General features: G+C 68.5%; 15 protein-coding genes. 3 read left to right on the forward strand and 12 right to left on the reverse strand.

The genetic code is table 11. The annotated features are described in order from the left end of the window. The first annotated feature begins 52 nt into the window (after positions 1 to 52). Positions 53 to 682, forward strand: a complete 630-nt coding sequence (locus ON22_RS10700) for a DUF305 domain-containing protein (RefSeq protein ID WP_051157470.1) — start codon at positions 53 to 55, stop codon at positions 680 to 682. A gap of 350 nt (positions 683 to 1,032) precedes the next feature. On the opposite strand, the gene ON22_RS10705 is transcribed toward ON22_RS10700, so the two are convergent. The 6 genes from ON22_RS10705 to ON22_RS10735 form a co-directional block, all read right to left on the reverse strand. Continuing rightward, a complete protein-coding gene (locus ON22_RS10705) occupies positions 1,033 to 1,587 on the reverse strand; it encodes a TetR/AcrR family transcriptional regulator (protein WP_033242025.1) in 555 nt (184 codons plus the stop codon). Continuing rightward, complete coding sequence (locus ON22_RS10710) at positions 1,584 to 1,907, reverse strand: DMT family transporter (protein ID WP_033242026.1); 324 nt, start codon at positions 1,905 to 1,907, stop codon at positions 1,584 to 1,586. Before ON22_RS10710 ends, ON22_RS10705 begins: the two co-directional genes overlap by 4 nt. A gap of 614 nt (positions 1,908 to 2,521) precedes the next feature. Continuing rightward, complete coding sequence (locus ON22_RS10720) at positions 2,522 to 3,304, reverse strand: SRPBCC family protein (protein WP_033242028.1); 783 nt, start codon at positions 3,302 to 3,304, stop codon at positions 2,522 to 2,524. Positions 3,305 to 3,332: 28 nt separating this feature from the next. Beyond that, positions 3,333 to 3,833: a (2Fe-2S)-binding protein gene (locus ON22_RS10725; RefSeq protein ID WP_033242029.1), complete on the reverse strand. Its 501-nt coding sequence runs from the start codon at positions 3,831 to 3,833 to the stop codon at positions 3,333 to 3,335. Beyond that, a complete protein-coding gene (locus tag ON22_RS10730) occupies positions 3,826 to 4,701 on the reverse strand; it encodes an FAD binding domain-containing protein (RefSeq protein WP_033242030.1) in 876 nt (291 codons plus the stop codon). Before ON22_RS10730 ends, ON22_RS10725 begins: the two co-directional genes overlap by 8 nt. After that, the gene (locus tag ON22_RS10735; protein ID WP_043740020.1) at positions 4,698 to 7,043 is read right to left on the reverse strand and encodes a xanthine dehydrogenase family protein molybdopterin-binding subunit; all 2,346 of its coding nucleotides are present in this window, start codon (positions 7,041 to 7,043) and stop codon (positions 4,698 to 4,700) included. Before ON22_RS10735 ends, ON22_RS10730 begins: the two co-directional genes overlap by 4 nt. A 336-nt stretch (positions 7,044 to 7,379) precedes the next feature. On the opposite strand from ON22_RS10735, the gene ON22_RS10740 reads away from it, so the two are divergent. Next, the gene (locus ON22_RS10740) at positions 7,380 to 8,528 is read left to right on the forward strand and encodes an XdhC family protein (RefSeq protein WP_063820569.1); all 1,149 of its coding nucleotides are present in this window, start codon (positions 7,380 to 7,382) and stop codon (positions 8,526 to 8,528) included. Here the strand turns inward: ON22_RS10740 and ON22_RS10745 are convergent. From ON22_RS10745 to ON22_RS10760, 4 genes are all read right to left on the reverse strand, one after another. After that, positions 8,459 to 9,019: a nucleotidyltransferase family protein gene (locus tag ON22_RS10745; protein WP_033242031.1), complete on the reverse strand. Its 561-nt coding sequence runs from the start codon at positions 9,017 to 9,019 to the stop codon at positions 8,459 to 8,461. The genes ON22_RS10740 and ON22_RS10745 overlap by 70 nt on opposite strands. A gap of 11 nt (positions 9,020 to 9,030) precedes the next feature. Beyond that, complete coding sequence (locus ON22_RS10750; protein WP_231508046.1) at positions 9,031 to 9,636, reverse strand: QsdR family transcriptional regulator; 606 nt, start codon at positions 9,634 to 9,636, stop codon at positions 9,031 to 9,033. A gap of 75 nt (positions 9,637 to 9,711) precedes the next feature. Beyond that, positions 9,712 to 10,512 (reverse strand): ABC transporter ATP-binding protein, encoded by an 801-nt coding sequence (locus tag ON22_RS10755; protein WP_033242033.1) that lies wholly within the window; start codon positions 10,510 to 10,512, stop codon positions 9,712 to 9,714. A 198-nt stretch (positions 10,513 to 10,710) separates the two neighbouring features. Further along, positions 10,711 to 11,382, reverse strand: coding sequence for a FadR/GntR family transcriptional regulator (locus ON22_RS10760; RefSeq protein WP_033242034.1), 672 nt, complete (start codon positions 11,380 to 11,382; stop codon positions 10,711 to 10,713). 265 nt (positions 11,383 to 11,647) lie between these two features. Between ON22_RS10760 and ON22_RS10765 the strand changes: the two genes are divergently transcribed. After that, positions 11,648 to 13,321: a 2-isopropylmalate synthase gene (locus ON22_RS10765; protein WP_197039628.1), complete on the forward strand. Its 1,674-nt coding sequence runs from the start codon at positions 11,648 to 11,650 to the stop codon at positions 13,319 to 13,321. Between the two features lie 58 nt (positions 13,322 to 13,379). Here the strand turns inward: ON22_RS10765 and ON22_RS10770 are convergent, their stop codons facing one another. Together ON22_RS10770 and ON22_RS10775 are read right to left on the reverse strand one after the other, a co-directional pair. Beyond that, a complete protein-coding gene (locus tag ON22_RS10770) occupies positions 13,380 to 13,898 on the reverse strand; it encodes a DinB family protein (RefSeq protein ID WP_033242036.1) in 519 nt (172 codons plus the stop codon). Between the two features lie 46 nt (positions 13,899 to 13,944). Then, positions 13,945 to 15,741 (reverse strand): acyl-CoA dehydrogenase, encoded by a 1,797-nt coding sequence (locus ON22_RS10775; protein WP_033242037.1) that lies wholly within the window; start codon positions 15,739 to 15,741, stop codon positions 13,945 to 13,947. Positions 15,742 to 15,843: the final 102 nt, after the last annotated feature.

Raw genomic sequence — 15,843 nt, forward strand, 5'->3', positions numbered from 1 at the left:
CGCGGCGCTGTTGTGCCAGTCACGACAACCGACACTCAGGGAGAACGAACTCATGAACAGAAAGCCGCTGACCGCCACCGCAATCGCCCTCCTCGCCTCGGCCGCGGTGCTCACCGCCTGCGGCGACGACACCGGCGAATCGGGTACACCGGCGACGAGTGGAGCGATGACGACATCGGAATCCGCGAGCCCGTCGGGCACTGCGCCGGTGGACGGTGAGCACAACGAGGCCGATATCCGGTTCGCGCAGGAGATGATCCCGCATCATCGGCAAGCTGTGGAGATGGCGGCGCTGGTGCCCACGCATTCGACCGACCCCCGCGTGATCGACCTGGCTGCCCGCATCCAGCAGGCGCAGGACCCCGAGATCACCGCGATGACGGGGTGGCTGCAGGCGTGGGGCGCCCCGGTACCCGAGGGCACCGGCCATTCCGGCGCCCATCACGACGGTATGCCGGGCATGATGACCGATGAGCAGATGGCCGAACTCGAGGCAGCCCACGGCGCGGAATTCGACCGGATGTGGCTGACCATGATGATCGACCACCACGAAGGCGCGGTCCAGATGGCGCAGACCGAGCTGGCCGAGGGCGGCGATCCGCAGGCCCGGACCGTGGCCCAGCAGATCATCGACGCCCAGCAGGCCGAGATCGCGGAGATGCAGGCGATCCTGGAAGGCTGACCGTACGGGGTGACCCGGCCGTGTTTCGCGCGGCCGGGTCGCTTCCCGTCTTCCCCGGGGCCGTCGCGGGTCTATCGGCGGCGTCGAATCGCCGCCCGTCCCGCTCGCTCACCGGGTCTGTCCGCTGCGGACCGCCGCCGCCGGGGCCCGCGGTCGGAGCACCAGGATCCAGCAGAGCCGGAGCTACCGCCGGCTCCTCCGGACCTCCGCGGGCCGGGCTCATGGCGAATCGCCGCACTGTTCCGGCGCAGGGAACGGACTCCCCGCGGGCGCTCAGGCGTGGTATCGCCATCGACGGATCGGAGGCGGTGTTCGTGGTCTCCGGACGTCACGGACGCGCTGCGTCCCGGTCAGCCGGCCGACGGGTCTTCTCCGAGGGTGGCGAGGGCGGCCAGGGGGGCGGTGAGTGTGGTCGCGTCGACCACGGAATCGCTGGAGAGGGCGTGCAGCAGCACCCCGTCGAGATACATTGCGGTCGCTCGGGCTGCGGTGGTGCCGATATGGGGGGTGAGGATATCGACGAGTCCGTCGAACCAGACCCGGGCCAGCGGGCGTAGTCCGGGATGGCGGGTCGCGGCGAGATAGAGCTCGTTCACGGTGAGCATCTGCTCGGGGTGGTCGAGACAATGCGCGGTGAGCGCGGACAGGGTTGCGGGGAGGTCGGCGGTGCCGGCCAGTTCCTCGGCCCACTCTGTCAGGGCGTCGCGGGTGGCCGCGGTGGTTTCGGCGAGCGCTGCCGCGGTGAGATCGGCCAGGTCGGCGAAGTAATAGGTCGTCGAGCCGACCGGAACTCCGGCTTCGGCCGCCACCAGGCGATGGGTGATTCCCGCGATTCCGTGACGGGGGATCAGTGCGCGGGTGGCGTCGAGGATGCGCCGACGGCGATGCGGGTCCCGCGGTGTCAATGCGCGCCCGCCAGGTTGAGGGTCACCACACCGGCGACCACCAGCGCCACCCCGGCGATTTTGGCGGGGCCGAGCGATTCGCCCAGGAACAATGCGCCGACGATGACGATCAACGTCGTGCCCAGGCCCGACCACACCGCATACGCGAAACCGACCTGCATTCCGCGTGCGATGGCCTGGGCCAGGAGAACGAAGGCGACGGTGTACGCGGCCAGCGACGCGACGGTCGGCCAGAGCTTGGTGAAGCCTTCGGTGGCCTTGAGCAGGCTGGTCCCCACGATTTCGGCGACGATCGCCAGCCCGAGCATTACCAGTGCCATGACCGGTCCCTCCGTAATATGTACGTCTGTCCATGGACAAACGTACATATTGCCGCATCGACGCGCACGGCGTCCCGCCCCGGGAGATCCGCGTATATGCGACCGGGCGAGTGCACCTGGACATGACTGCGGCCGATGCCATGGGCTACCGGGTGCTCGTCGACGATCTGGCCCGTCGGGGCGAGGAGCCGCTGGAACTGGGCCGCTGGGCTGAGGTCCATGCCGGCTGCCCGCGCGCCTTCCGCGCTGCACCAGGGTGGCCTGGAGCCCTGGGACCGGCGGGCGGCGCGGACGGACGCGAAGCAATCGAGCTAGGCAACGAGCGGGGAGCGGAAGGCGTCGTGCCATGCCCGCCCCGTGGGGCAGCGTGGGACCCCACGGGAGAATCCATCTGGCCGGGGTGCCTCGAACCCGAGTAGGTGGCGAGCGATTCGCCCGACATCGTGGGCGTCACCCTGGTCGACGCTGTTCTCGGCGACGCCGACGCAGGTCGCATCCGTGCGGTGTGTCGGTGCCACGCCGGGGTGCGGCCGCAGCAGCCGGGAAGTTCGGCACTGCCCACGCCGCCCCGCGGTGAGGTTCGGATACAGACCGCGCGGCTCGAGAGGCGGAGGCTATTCGGCGAGGTTGCAGCGTTTTCGGGTGAGCAGGAACAGGATCACCAGTGCTGCCGCACCCAGCGCGAGCAGGAGTTGGCGGTTGGCGGACAAGCCGGCCGCCGCCATCAGGTCGATGGGCTCGGCGGCGGGTCGCGCGGCGATACGCGTCGGCGCAGCCGGTTGGGGCCTCGATGCCGACCCGACAGGGGCGGACATGGTGCCAGGCGTGGATCCTGTCGCCCCGCCGAGTTCGGTGTCGGCGACTTCGGTGGGCGCGGCGGTCACGGACCCGGTGGCCTCAGCGGAGGCGGAGCTGCTTGCCGCGCCGAGTGCCTCGTCGGTGACTTCGCCCGCCGACGAGGTGATCTCCGCGGCGAGGTTGTCGGCGAAGGTGCCGATCAGCGTGCCCGCCACATCGGCCAGGGCGCCCCGGCCGAACTGGGCGGGTTTACCGGTGATCGCCAGATCGGTGTCGACGAAAACATCGGTGACCCTGCCCGATTCGACCAGGCGGCAGGTGATCACCGCTTTCGCGGTGCCGTTACCGCGGGTTTCGCGGCCGCCGCCCTCGAGGACCGCGATTTTGGCGTCCGCGTCCTGGGACAGGATTTTGATGACACCGTTGTAGGTGAGTCCCACCGGCCCGAGTTTCACCTTGATCTTGCCGTGGAAGTCGTCGCCGTCCCGGGAGGTGAGGGTGGCACCCGGAACGCAGGGCGCGAGCCGCTCGAGGTCGAGCAGAACGGGCCAGGCGTCGTCGGCGGGAACGGGGATCCGGAAAGTGTTCTCGAGTTTCATACGCGGTCCTTGGCTTCGGTGGGCCGGTTCAGGCCTGCGGTGTCGCGGGGGTTTCGGCGTCGATCGTGGTGGCGGCGTCCCGGACGGCCCGGATGATGCTCTGATAGCCGGTGCACCGGCAGATGTTCCCGGACAGTGCCTCGCGGATCTCGTCGTCATCGGGATCGGGGTTCTCCGCGAGGAAGGCGGTGGCGGAGACGACGAATCCCGGTGTGCAGAAGCCGCACTGCAGGCCGTGATGATCGCGGAACGCCTGCTGCACCGGGGAGAGCCGGCCGTCCGGTTCGGCCAGGCCTTCGATCGTGGTCACCTCGGCGCCGTCGGCCTGGACCGCGAACACCAGACAGGCGCGCACCGCCGCCCCGTCGAGCAGGACCGAACAGGCACCGCAGACACCGTGCTCGCAGCCGAGGTGGGTGCCGGTGAGTCCGCAGGTTTCGCGCAGGTAGTCGGCCAGGGTGCGCCGGGGCGGGATCCGGTCCCGGCGCCGGACCCCGTTGACCACCACCGAGATCTCGATATCAGTCATTGCTCGCCTCCTCTACCGCGCGGGTCCAGGCCCGCGCGACCATGACCGCCCCGATCCGGCGCCGGTATTCGGCGGATCCGTGGATATCGGCGGGTACAGCGTTCAGTGCCGCGGTGGCCGCCCGCCCGACCTCCGCCGGATCGATATCGGCTGCCGGGCGCCCGAGCACTTCGGATTCGGTGGTGGTGGCCCGCATCGGGGTCGGTGCCAGGCCGAACAGCCCCAGCGCGACCTGCTCGATCCGGGAGTCCGCATCCAGCCGGACCGCGATCGTCGCGCCGGCCATGGCGAAATCACCGGCCCGGCGGGCGAATTCCTCGATCGCGAAACCGGTACGTCCCCGCCACGCCGGGAAGGTGATCCCGGTGAGCAGTTCGTCGGGTTCCATGGCGGTACTCCACATTCCGGTGAAGTAGTCCGCCGCCGCGATATCGCGGGTCCCGCGCGGCGACAGGGTGTGCATCCGCGCATCGAGTGTCAGCGCCACGACCGGATATTCGCCGGCGGCGTCGGCGTGGGCGATCGCACCACCGAGGGTGCCGCGATTGCGGATCTGGAAATGGCCGATCAGTGGGGTCGCCCGGTGCAGTAGCGGTAGATCGCGGCGGATCTCCGCGGACCGGCCCACCGCGGCGTGCGTGGTGCCGGCGCCGATCCATACCGAATCGCCGCGGGTTTCGATACCGCGGAGTTCGTCCAGGCGGCGCAGGTCGACCAGATGGTCGAAGACGGCGAGCCGCAGTGCCAGCATCGGCACCAGGCTCTGCCCGCCGGCGATGATCTTGGCTTCGTCGCCGAGATCCGCCAGCAGGGCCACTGCCTCGTCCGCGGTGGCGGGGGCGTGATAGTCGAAGGCCGCGGGTTTCATGCTGTCACCTCCGTGTTCCCGTTCGCGCGGGCTTCGTCGATCATGGCCACGATCCGGGCCGGGGAGAGGGGGAGCCGGTCGATCTGTACGCCGAACGGCGCCAGCGCGTCGGCGACGGCATTGAGGACCGCGGGGGTCGAGCCGATCGCGCCGCCCTCGCCGACACCTTTGAACCCGCCCGGCCCGGAGCTCGGAGTCTCCACATGGCCGAGTTCGATCACCGGGACCTCGGCTGCGGTGGGCAGCAGATAGTCCAGGAAGGTGGTGGCGACCGGGTTCCCGTCGTCGTCGTAGGCGAGGTGCTCGTAGAGCGCGCCGCCGATACCCTGCACGGTGCCGCCGTAGATCTGGCCCTCCACCACATTCGGATTGATCATCGGTCCGACGTCCTCGCTGACGACGAACCGCAGCAGTTTCACCGCACCGGTGTCGATATCGACCTCACAGGTGCAGACGTGGGAGGCATTGGCCCAGATCATCATCTGATCGGCGCGGTGGCGGCCGGTGGCCTCGAGCCCGGGGACGACACCCTCCGGGAGGAGTTCGGTCTGGAAGTACGCGATCTGCGCGATCTCGGCCAGCGACAGTGATTTCTCGGTCCCCGCGACTCCCGCGCGGCCGTGTGCGAACTCCACATCCTCGACCGCGGCGCCGAGCTGATGTGCCGCGATGGCGATGATTCGTTCGCGCAGTACCGCCGCCGTCTGCGCGATGGCGCCGGCGGCCATGGAACCGGACCGGCTGCCGTTCGTGCCGCCACCCTGCGGGGCCACCGCGGTATCGCCCTGGACCGTCTGCACATCGGCGATATCCACGCCGAGCGCGTCGGCGGTGAGCTGGATCGCGGTGGTCTCCAGGCTGTTACCCGCCGAGCCGCCCGAGAGATAGACGTTCACCTTGCCGGTGGCCGAGATCCGGATGGTCGCGCCCTCGGTGCTCAGGAACGGGGTGCTGCCGGTGGTGGGTTCCACATAGGTGCAGGTTCCGACGCCCAGATAGCGGCCTTCGGCGCGGGCCCGGGCCTGTTCGGCACGGAAGGCGTCGTAATCGAGGATCTGCAGCGCCTGTTCGAAGGTTTCCAGCGGCGAGGCATCGGAGTAGGGCATACCGTTCGGGTTGGCGACCGGCATCTCCTTGTGGCTGAGCATATTCCGCCGCCGCAGTTCCACCGGGTCCAGGCCGAGCCGGCGGGCGGCCGTATCCAGCAGCAGCTCGCGGGATACCGATTCGAACTGCCACGGGCCACGGTAGGCGACCCGGCCCACGGTGTTCGAATAGTACGAGGCGGTGCTGAATCCGGCTTCCGGAATCCGGTACGGGCCGGGGAACAGCATCCCGACCGCGATCGAGGAGGTGAGCGGCGAGGGGATCGGGTAGGCGCCCACGTTCTGCACATGCTCGATGGTGGCGGCCAGGATGCGGCCGTCGTCGTCGAAGGCCATGGCGACCTCGCCGTGTTCGTGGCGGGCGGCCCCGGCGGCCATCAGGTTCTCCTGCCGGTCCTCGATCCATTTCACCGCATACCGCAGGGTGCGGGCGGCCAGCATCACGCAGGTGTCTTCCCGCTGCGGCGCCACTTTCTGCCCGAATCCGCCACCGGTATCGCGCACGATCACCCGGACCCGGTGTTCGTCGACACCGAGCAGCCGGGAACAGAAGCCGCGTACTTCGTGTGGCGACTGAGTGGAGGTCCAGATGGTCATTTCGCCGGTGGGCGCGGTCCATTCCGCGACGATGCCGCGCGTTTCCAGCGGGACCGGAGCGTAGGCCTGCTGGTGCACGGTCTGGCGTACCACATGCGGGGCCGCGTCGAAGACCGGGGCGAGATCGGCGGGGGCCCGCCCGGCCAGACCGCCCGCGGAGTTGCCCGGATGTTCGGCGTGGACGAGTTCGGTGGCGGTACCGGCGGTTTCGTAGTCGACCACGGGTTCGAGTGGGTCGTAGTCGACGACGACCAGTTCGGCGGCGTCCTCGGCGATATAGCGGTCGGTCGCGACCACCATGACGACCGGGTCGCCGACGAAACGCACCTCGCCCTCGGCCAGTGGCGGCCGGGGCACCTCGGGGAAGCCCGGAGTGTCCAGGGCGTAGGAGATCTCGGTGACCAGCGGGTTCAGTTCGGCGGCCGTGTAGACGGCCACGACGCCGTCGAGCGCGGCGGCCTCGGTGATGTCGATCGCCGTGATCCGGGCTCTGGGCAGCGGGCTGCGCACGAAATTGGCGTGGACCATGCCGGGGCGGGTGATGTCGTCGACAAAGGTCCCGGCGCCGGTGAGCAGGCGCAGATCCTCGATCCGGGGGACACGTGCGCCGACGGCTGTTGTTTTCTCGGTTGTGCTCATGGTCGGCTCCGTCGCGTCGGGGTAGGGGGTGTGGCGCTGCGGAACAGCCTGTTTCGACCCATCCGGTGCGTTCCTCCGTTCGCGGGATATCCCGGGTGCCGGTGTGCGGGCGCCCGGAACCGCTGTGCGGTACCCGATCCGGCCGGCCCGGTCCGGTCGGCGGGCCGGTGTTGCGGGGTTCGGCACACCGGTGCTGAGCACTTGTTTAGCATCGGCCTCTCTGCAGTGTCAATATAGAATATGTCGATTGCAAGAATTGCAATGTCGATTTAGGAAAGTGGTATTCTCGCATGTGGTCCGAGGTTTCCGGCTACCGCTGCGGTGAGGAGGTGGCGTATGCGCGAATTGGCCGCACAGCTTGCCGGGTGGCATGCCGAGGGGGTCGAGTACGCCCTGGCGACAGTGGTGGATATCCGTGGAAGCGCACCGCTACCGCTCGGGGCGAGTATGGCGGTGGACGCCGCCGGATCGGTCCGCGGCAGCCTGTCCGGAGGATGTGTCGAGGGCGCCGTCTACGACCTGTGTATCGCGGTGCTGGCCTCGGGAGTACCTGCCCGGCAGAGCTTCGGTTACAGCGATTCCGACGCGTTCGCCGTGGGCCTCACCTGCGGCGGTGAACTCGAGGTTTACGTCCAGCGGGTCACCGCGGCCGAGCGGCCGGTGCTGGACGCGGCGTGGCACGCACCCGGTTCCGCGGCGCTGGTCCGCGATCTCGTGACCGGCGAGACGGTAGCCGTCACGCCGGATTCGGCGATCGGATCAGCGGGCGACCCGCCGGATTCGACGGTGGACCTCGCCCGCGCCATGGTGCTCCAGGGCTCCTGTGGAATACGGACGATCGGATGCGGGCCCGCGGCCCGGGAGGTATTCGTCGAATCCTTCGCCGCACCGCCACGGTTGATCGTCTTCGGCGCGAATGTGTTCGCCGGCGCGCTCGCCCGGGTGGGGCGGCTGCTGGGATATCACATCACCCTCTGCGAGGCCCGGCCGGTTTTCGCCGACCGTGCCGGGTACCCGGACGTCGACGACGTGGTCACCGAATGGCCGGACCGCTATCTGCGCACCACCGAGGTGGATTCGCGGACCGTGCTGTGCGTGCTCACCCACGACCCGAAGTTCGATATCCCGGTACTGGTCGAAGCGCTCCGGCTCCCGGTTGCGTATGTGGGCGCGATGGGGTCGCGCCGGGCCGATACCGAACGCCGGGCCCGGCTGCGCGAGGCCGGCGTCACCACGGCCGGACTCGCCCGGTTGCATTCCCCGATCGGACTCGAATTGGGTGGCCGTACGCCCGAGGAGACGGCAGTCGCCATCGGTGCGGAGATCGTCGCGCACCGGCACGGTGGTTCGGCGCGGTCGCTGTCGGCCACTACCCGGCCGATTCACGTGTCCGTCGCGGCGGAGTGGTCCGGGGATCAGCGGATCAGGTCCTGGGGAGTGTCGACATCATCGGGTGAGCCGGTGTCGTCGCACGGAACGTATTGAACCAGTTCCCGATTGGCAGCCAAGAAAGTGCGTGCGCCGATATCGCCGACTGCGGTGGCCGTGATCGCCGGGAAATATTCGGACCCCAGGAGTACTGGGTGCCCGGTGCGTTCGCCGTAGGTCGCTACAGCGAGGCGTGCACCGCTGTCGAGAAGCCTGCGCACGGCACCGGACCCCAGCCAGGGCGTATCGACCGGCACCACCACCGCCGCACTTTCGTGGACCGCACGCAACCCAGCCGTCAGCGACGAGCTCATGCCGGTGGCCCAGTCGTGGTTGTGCACCACCGTGGCACCCTCGACCTGCAACGCCACCGCACCTGATACCACCACCACCCGCGCGCAACCGCCGTCACGTAGCAACCCGACTGCGCGGTCCACCAGCCGCTCCCCGGCGAACCGCACCTCCGCCTTCGGCCCGCCGAACCGGCGTCCGGCGCCGGCGGCGAGTACGATCCCCGCGGCGTCCGCGCGTACGTTGTCGGCATTCACGACTGCCCGGCCTATTCCTGCGGCAGATCGATACCCAGCAGCGCGGCCTGCACCTGGTGCAGCCGGTCGACGTCGCCGCGCAGACCGGTCACGTTGTCGTGGTACAGGAATGCCTCGCCCAGCCGCACCAGGGAGTAGGCGAGCAGGGGGCGTTCCAGCTGCGGTGCGTATCCGTCCTGTTCCTCGGCGCGGGTGATGAGTTTTTCCACCGCGGTCAGGACGCGCGGCTGGACCGGGCCGTCGCTGGAGGTCAGGATGCGGAGCCCGGCCAGGGGTTCGTTCTCGAAATAACGCCGGAACGGTTCGTTACCGGCCATCCAGCGGTTGACCCGGTCGAGCACCGTCAGGATGCGGCGGGCGGCCGTATCCTTGCGCCGGGCGTCCGCACGTTCGATGAGTGATTCGAACTCCCCGGACAGGACCGCGCCCAGGACACCGTCGCGGGAGCCGAACCAGCGGTAGATCGAGGCGCGGCTCAATTTGAGCTGGGCGGCGATCGCCTGGACATCGACGCGTTCGCCCGCCAGGAAGGCCTGCCGGGCGAGGGCGACGACTTCTTCGCGGGTGGCCGAGGCGGGGCGGCCGGGCGGTCGGGAGGTGCGGCTGGCTGTGGTCACCCCAATTACGATACACATAATGTCTCGTGTATCTAAAGGGGGATTCCGGCGGGCACCGGGCTCCGAGTGTAGGCCTCAGGCCACCGGCAGGGTCAGCGGGGATCGGGCGGACCAGCGGCCGCCCCGGCGGTCGACGAGGACGGGATGGTCGAATGCGGCGGAAATATTTGCCGTGGTGATGGTTTCGTCCGCCACCCCCGCGGCGACCGTACGCCCCGCGGCGATCAGCAACGCATGAGAGGTGCTCGTCGGAAGTTCCTCCAGATGGTGGGTCACCAGGACGGACGCGAGGCCGGGCAATGTCCGGTCCAGGGTGTCGACGGTATGCAGCAGTTGTTCGCGCGCTGCCACATCGAGGCCGGTCGTCGGCTCGTCGAGCAGTAGCAGTCGTGGTGCGGTGATCAGCGCGCGGGCGATCAGGGTACGGCCCCGCTCGCCCTGGGAGAGTGTGGGCCAGGTCCGTTCGGCCTTGGCGGCCATGCCGACCGCCTCGAGCGCATCGGTCGCAGCATCGATATCGGCCCGGCCCGCTGTCCAGCGCATCGGGATGTCGACCGTGCCGGTGAGTCCGGTGAGCACGACCTCCCGCACTGTCAGCGGCGACCGCAGCGGGTGGCGCGGATTCACATGCCCGATGGAGCGTCGCAGTTTCTGCAGTTCCACCCGTCCGAGTTGCTCCCCGAGGATGCGCACCGTGCCGCCGGTGGGATGGGTGAGCGCGCCACAGAAACCGAGCAGGGTGCTCTTACCCGCCCCGTTCGGGCCGAGCAGGGCCCAGTGTTCACCCGCGCGGACGGTCAGCGAAATACCGTCGATGATCGGATTACCGTCGCGCCGGAAGGTGACGTCGGTCAGCTCCAGAACGGTTGTGCGCACTGTTCTTCCTTCGGGTCCGGGGAGGGGCTCTGGGTGAGGCATGGCCGGTGGCTCCGGGGCGCCTCGCTCATGCTGTGCGGCCGGGTGCGGAACGGGGTGGAGCCTCCGCTGCCAGGCGTGGCCGCCCGGCGTTGCTCGACGCCGGAGCCGGCGGGTTCGACCGATCGGCGATCACCACGATGGCGGCCGGGGGCGCGCTTACGCAAAGGCTTCCTTGATGGTGTGGAGATGCGCGCGGCTGTATGTGGCTGCTGCCTTGGGGTCGCGGGCGGCGATCGCCTCGGCCAGCCGTTCGTGTGCGGCGTGATCCTCGTCCGGGGCGGGCATCGGGCGCAGTTGCAGCATATCGATCATCGCGGCGCGGGAACGGGGGAGAAAGGTATCGAAGAGCTGGGTCAGGATGTCGTTGTGGGCGGCGACGATCACGGCGCGGTGGAACGCCGTATCGGCATCGACGAGGTCGGTGATCGTCCGGCTCTGGGTGGCCCGGACCGACAGTGTCCGCCGGATGGCCCGTAGATCGGCCGGAGTGCGCCGCTCGGCGGCCAATGCGGCGGCCTCGGCCTCGATGGCGATCCGGGCTTCGAGAACCGCGGCGATGGTGGCCCGGCGCAGCACGGTATCCCAGTCCTCGGGGATATCCAGTGCCGTCACGAAGACGCCCGCGCCCTGCCGGCTGGCGAGGACGCCCTTGCCGGCGAGGGCACGTACGGCCTCGCGCAGTGTCGAACGGCCCACGCCGAGCTGAGCGGCGAGCGTCGTCTCGCCGGGAAGTTTGTGTCCGAGCGGCCATTCGCCGGCGCGGATACGCGCGAGCAGTAGATCGGCTGCTTGCTCGGCCAAGGGGTGGCGTCGCACCTGGGTAACCATCCGAACCTCGCTACTTGTCTGAGGAGTTGTGTACAGTCTGCCATATGTCGCAGCAGCTTCTCCTCGGCCGCCACGGCGGGGCCTGAACGATCGGCCACCCCGCCGTGGGGTCTTGTCGTCGGCCGATCACCGTTTCCGTGCGGCCGAACGAACAGAAAGGGTCGGGGAGATCCCCATGACCACGCAGACATACCCCGCCATCGATACCCCCGCCGGTGCGATCCCCGAGACCGCGCCGGACTGGTTCCGGCAGCGTCGCTCACAGATGCCGTCGCACCGGTACCGCGATATCCACGATCGTGTGCAGATTCCGGAACAGGAGCGGCACTGGCCGAGTGCCCGCATCCGGCAGGCTCCGCTGTGGGTGCCGGTGGATCTGCGCGACGGTAACCAGGCCTTGGCCGAACCGATGGATCCCGACCGCAAACGCCGGTTCTTCACGCTCCTGGTCGCCATGGGGTACAAGGAGATCGAGGTCGGCTATCCGTCTGCCTCGCAGGACGATTTCGATTTCGTGCGGCTACTGGCCGATACCGGTATCGCGCCGCCGGACGTCACCGTGGTGGTGTTCACCCCGGCCCGGCGGGATCTGATCGCACGCACGGTCGAATCGGTACGCGGGCTGGCCAACGAGGTCGTGATCCACCTGTACACCGCGACCGCCCCGGTGTGGCGGGATACCGTGCTGGGAAAGGATTCTCGCGAGGTGCGCGAACTGATTCTGGTCGGCGCCCGCGATGTTCTCGAACTCGCCGGTGACCTGCCACGGGTGCGCTTCCAGTTCTCCCCGGAGGTGTTCAACCAGACCGAACCCGGCTATGTCCTGGATATTTGTGACAGCGTCACCGACCTGTGGCAGGCGAACCCTCAGCGCCCGGTCACGCTGAATCTGCCGGCCACGGTGGAGATCGCGACCCCCAACGTGTACGCCGACCAGATCGAATACATGCACCGCAACCTGGCCCGCCGCGACAGCGTGGTCCTGTCGGTGCATCCGCACAACGACCGCGGCACCGGGGTGGCCTGCGCCGAACTCGCGGTCCTGGCGGGTGCGCAACGGGTGGAGGGCTGCGTATTCGGCAACGGCGAACGCACCGGCAACGTCGATATCGCCACCCTCGCCCTGAATCTGCATGCCCAGGGGGTGGACCCGATGATCGATTTCTCCGATATCGACGAGATCCGGCGCACCGTCGAATACTGCACCCGCCTGCCGGTCCACCCGCGGCACCCCTATGTCGGTGATTTGGTGCATACGGCCTTCTCCGGTACCCACCAGGACGCCATCAAGAAGGGCTTCGCCGAGCATCGGGAACGCGCCGCGCGCACGGCCCGCCCCGAACGCGAGATCGAATGGCGGGTGCCTTACCTGCCGATCGACCCGGCCGATATCGGGCGTGGTTACGACGCTGTGGTCCGGGTGAATTCGCAGTCCGGAAAGGGGGGAATCGCCTATCTGCTCGAGGCCGAACACGGTCTGGACCTGCCCCGGCGGTTGCAGATCGATTTCGCCCGGCAGGTGCAGCGCCACACCGACGGTTCCGGGGCGGAAATCAGTGCGGCCGAACTGCGTGCGCTGTTCGACGCGACCTATCTGGATACGCCCGAACCACCGGAGGTGCAGTTGAAGGATCTGCGCGTGACCGGTCCGGCGGAGTCTGCGGTGCTCACCGTGGGGCTCGTGGTCGACGGCCGGCCACACCGGAGCACCCATGAGGAGAAAGACCAGGTATCCGCCGTGGTGTCGGCACTCGGGCAGGCGGGCCGGCCGATCGAGGTGCTGAGCCTGTCCGGGCATCCCGTCGCCGGGCATACGATCGCCTATCTGGAGTATCGGCGGGCAGGCCGGATCGGATGGTCCTGTGCTCGAGCCGATTCCGCGTCAGCGGCCGCTGTGGCGGCGGTGGTCCGGGCAGCCGGGACGACCGAGCGCAGCTGAGCCGGCTGTGCGGTCCTTCGTGGTGGCGACCGGACGCACTGAGCCGGGGCGCCGGCGCTCATTCTCCGGTACGGCCGTCGATCTGCTCGCGCAGTAGATCCGCGTGACCGTTGTGCCGGGCGTATTCCTCGATGAGATGCAGATACACCCAGCGGAGGCTGTACTCGGTGCCGGCGGGATGGCGGCAGCGGTGGTCGAGCGGGAGTTCGGCCACCGCTGCGTCCGCCAGCTCTGTCTCCCGCCGGTACACGGTGAAATCGGCGGCGGGATCGGCGGTGCCGATATTGTCGAAGTCGCCGTTCGGGTCCGTTTCGGTGCAGTAGAGGTACTCGAGCCGCTGTCCGGCCGCGGTGATCCGCAACCAGCCGCGCTCCACCTCGGACATATGGCGTACCAAACCGTGCAACGACAGCGCCGAAGGCGGTACCGCGCACTGTTTCAGCTGCGCGGTACCGAGGCCGGAGCATTTGGCGAGCAGGGTCTGCCGGTGGAAGTCCAGCCAGGATTGCAGCATCGGTCGTTCCGGGCCGGTGGGTTCGGTCTCGATCCGGTCGATATGGGGTGCGATCCAGGTCATCCCACCGAACCTATCGGCACCCGGAGGCGCCTGTCGCCCGGTTTTCTCAGAACCAGCTCTCGGCCATATCGACAGTGGTGGTGTCCAGATCGGCCAGCAGATCCAGCTGAGGTCCGGTGCGGGGGAGTTCGTGGCGGAAGAAATAGCGGGCCGCGTGCCGTTTGCCGTCGTAGAAATCGCCGGTGCGGCCGTGGGTCGCGAGCATCTGGTCCAGCCAGATCCACGCCACCACGTGGTGGCCGAAGGCTTCCAGATAGACCGAGCTGTTGGCCAGGGCGGCCTCGATATCCCCGGTGGCGAACAGACTGCCGGTGACCGCGATCAGGCGGGTCCAGGATTTCTCCAGCCGGCCGGCGAGTTCGGCGGGCTCACCGCCGAGTTCCTGTGCGGCCGCCAGGGTGGCCCGGATGCGGCCGTCGAGTTCCCGCAGGCTCGCCCCGCCCTGCTGGGTGACCTTGCGGCCCAGCAGGTCCAGGCCCTGGATGCCGTGTGTGCCCTCGTGGATGGGGTTGAGGCGGTTATCGCGGTAGTGCTGTTCGACGTTGTATTCGCGGGTGTAGCCGTACCCGCCGAGAACCTGGATGGCGAGATCGTTGGCGGTCAGGCACCACTGCGAGGGCCAGCTCTTGGCGATCGGGGTGAGGATATCCAGCAGCAGCGTGCGGGCGCGGCGTTCCTCGTCGGATTCGGCCGTGTGCTGTTCGTCGATCAGCCGGGCGCAGTACAGCACCAGGGCCAGCCCGCCCTCGGCGTAACTCTTCTGCGCCAGCAGCATCCGTTTCACATCGGCGTGTTCGATGATCGGGCGCTGTGGGGCGGCCGGATCGGCGGCACCCTTGGTACGGCCCTGGGGGCGGGCCCGGGCGTACTCGAGGGATTCGAGGTAGCCGGTGTAGCCGAGAGCGGCCGCGACAAGACCGACCCCACTGCGCGCCTCGTTCATCATGTGGAACATATATTTCAGGCCCTGGTGCGGTTCGCCGACCAGATAGCCGATCGCACCCGCCCCGCCCTGCGGTGTCCAGCGGCCCTCGCCGAAGTTGAGGACCGTGTTGACGGTGCCACGGAATCCCATTTTGTGGTTCAGCCCGGCCAGTGCCACATCGTTGCGCTCGCCGAGCGAGCCGTCCTCGTGCACCAGGAACCGCGGTACCACGAACAGTGAGATTCCCTTGGTGCCCGCCGGGCCGCCGGGGATCTTCGCCAGCACCAGGTGCACGATATTGTCGCCGAGTTCGTGATCGCCGCCCGAGATCCACATCTTGGTGCCGAACAACCGGTAAACGCCGTCGTCACGAGGCTCGGCACGAGTGACGATATCGGCGAGCGAGGATCCGGCCTGCGGTTCCGACAAGCACATCGTGCCGAAGAACCGGCCGTCGATCATCGGTAGTACGAACCGCCGTACCAGGCCTGGGTCGGCGTGGGCGGCGAGCAGGTTGGCGTTGCCGATGGTGAGCAGGGGATAGGCGCTGGTACCCGGGTTGGCGGCGTGGAACCAGGCGAAACCTGCCTGCGCGACCGCGGCGGGAAGCTGCGCACCACCGAGTTCGGCGTCCATGGTCGCGCCGACCATCCCGGCCTCGGCGAACGCGGCCAGCGCCTGCTCGACCTCGGGGATGAGGGTGACCTTGTCACCGTCGAAGGTGGGTTCGCGGGTGTCGTTCAGCTTGTTGTGGGTGGCGAAATATTTCGTGGCCAGCTGCTCGCTCAGGTCGAGGACGGCATCGAAGGTCTCCCGCGAATGCTCGGCATACCGGGCCCGCCGGGTGAGGCTCTCGACATCGAGCCATTCGTAGAGCAGGAACTCCAGGTCACGCCGGGACAGCAGAGTAGACCGCATAACCACCCTTTCGGTACAAGTTGCGGCCAGAGTATCAAATATGGCCGGAGGTCGTGGTTCCGAACCGGGCCGTACGCTCGCCCGAATCCAGTATCACCGTCA

Source organism: Nocardia carnea NBRC 14403, assembly GCF_000308515.1.
GTDB classification, from domain to species: Bacteria; Actinomycetota; Actinomycetes; order Mycobacteriales; family Mycobacteriaceae; genus Nocardia; species Nocardia carnea.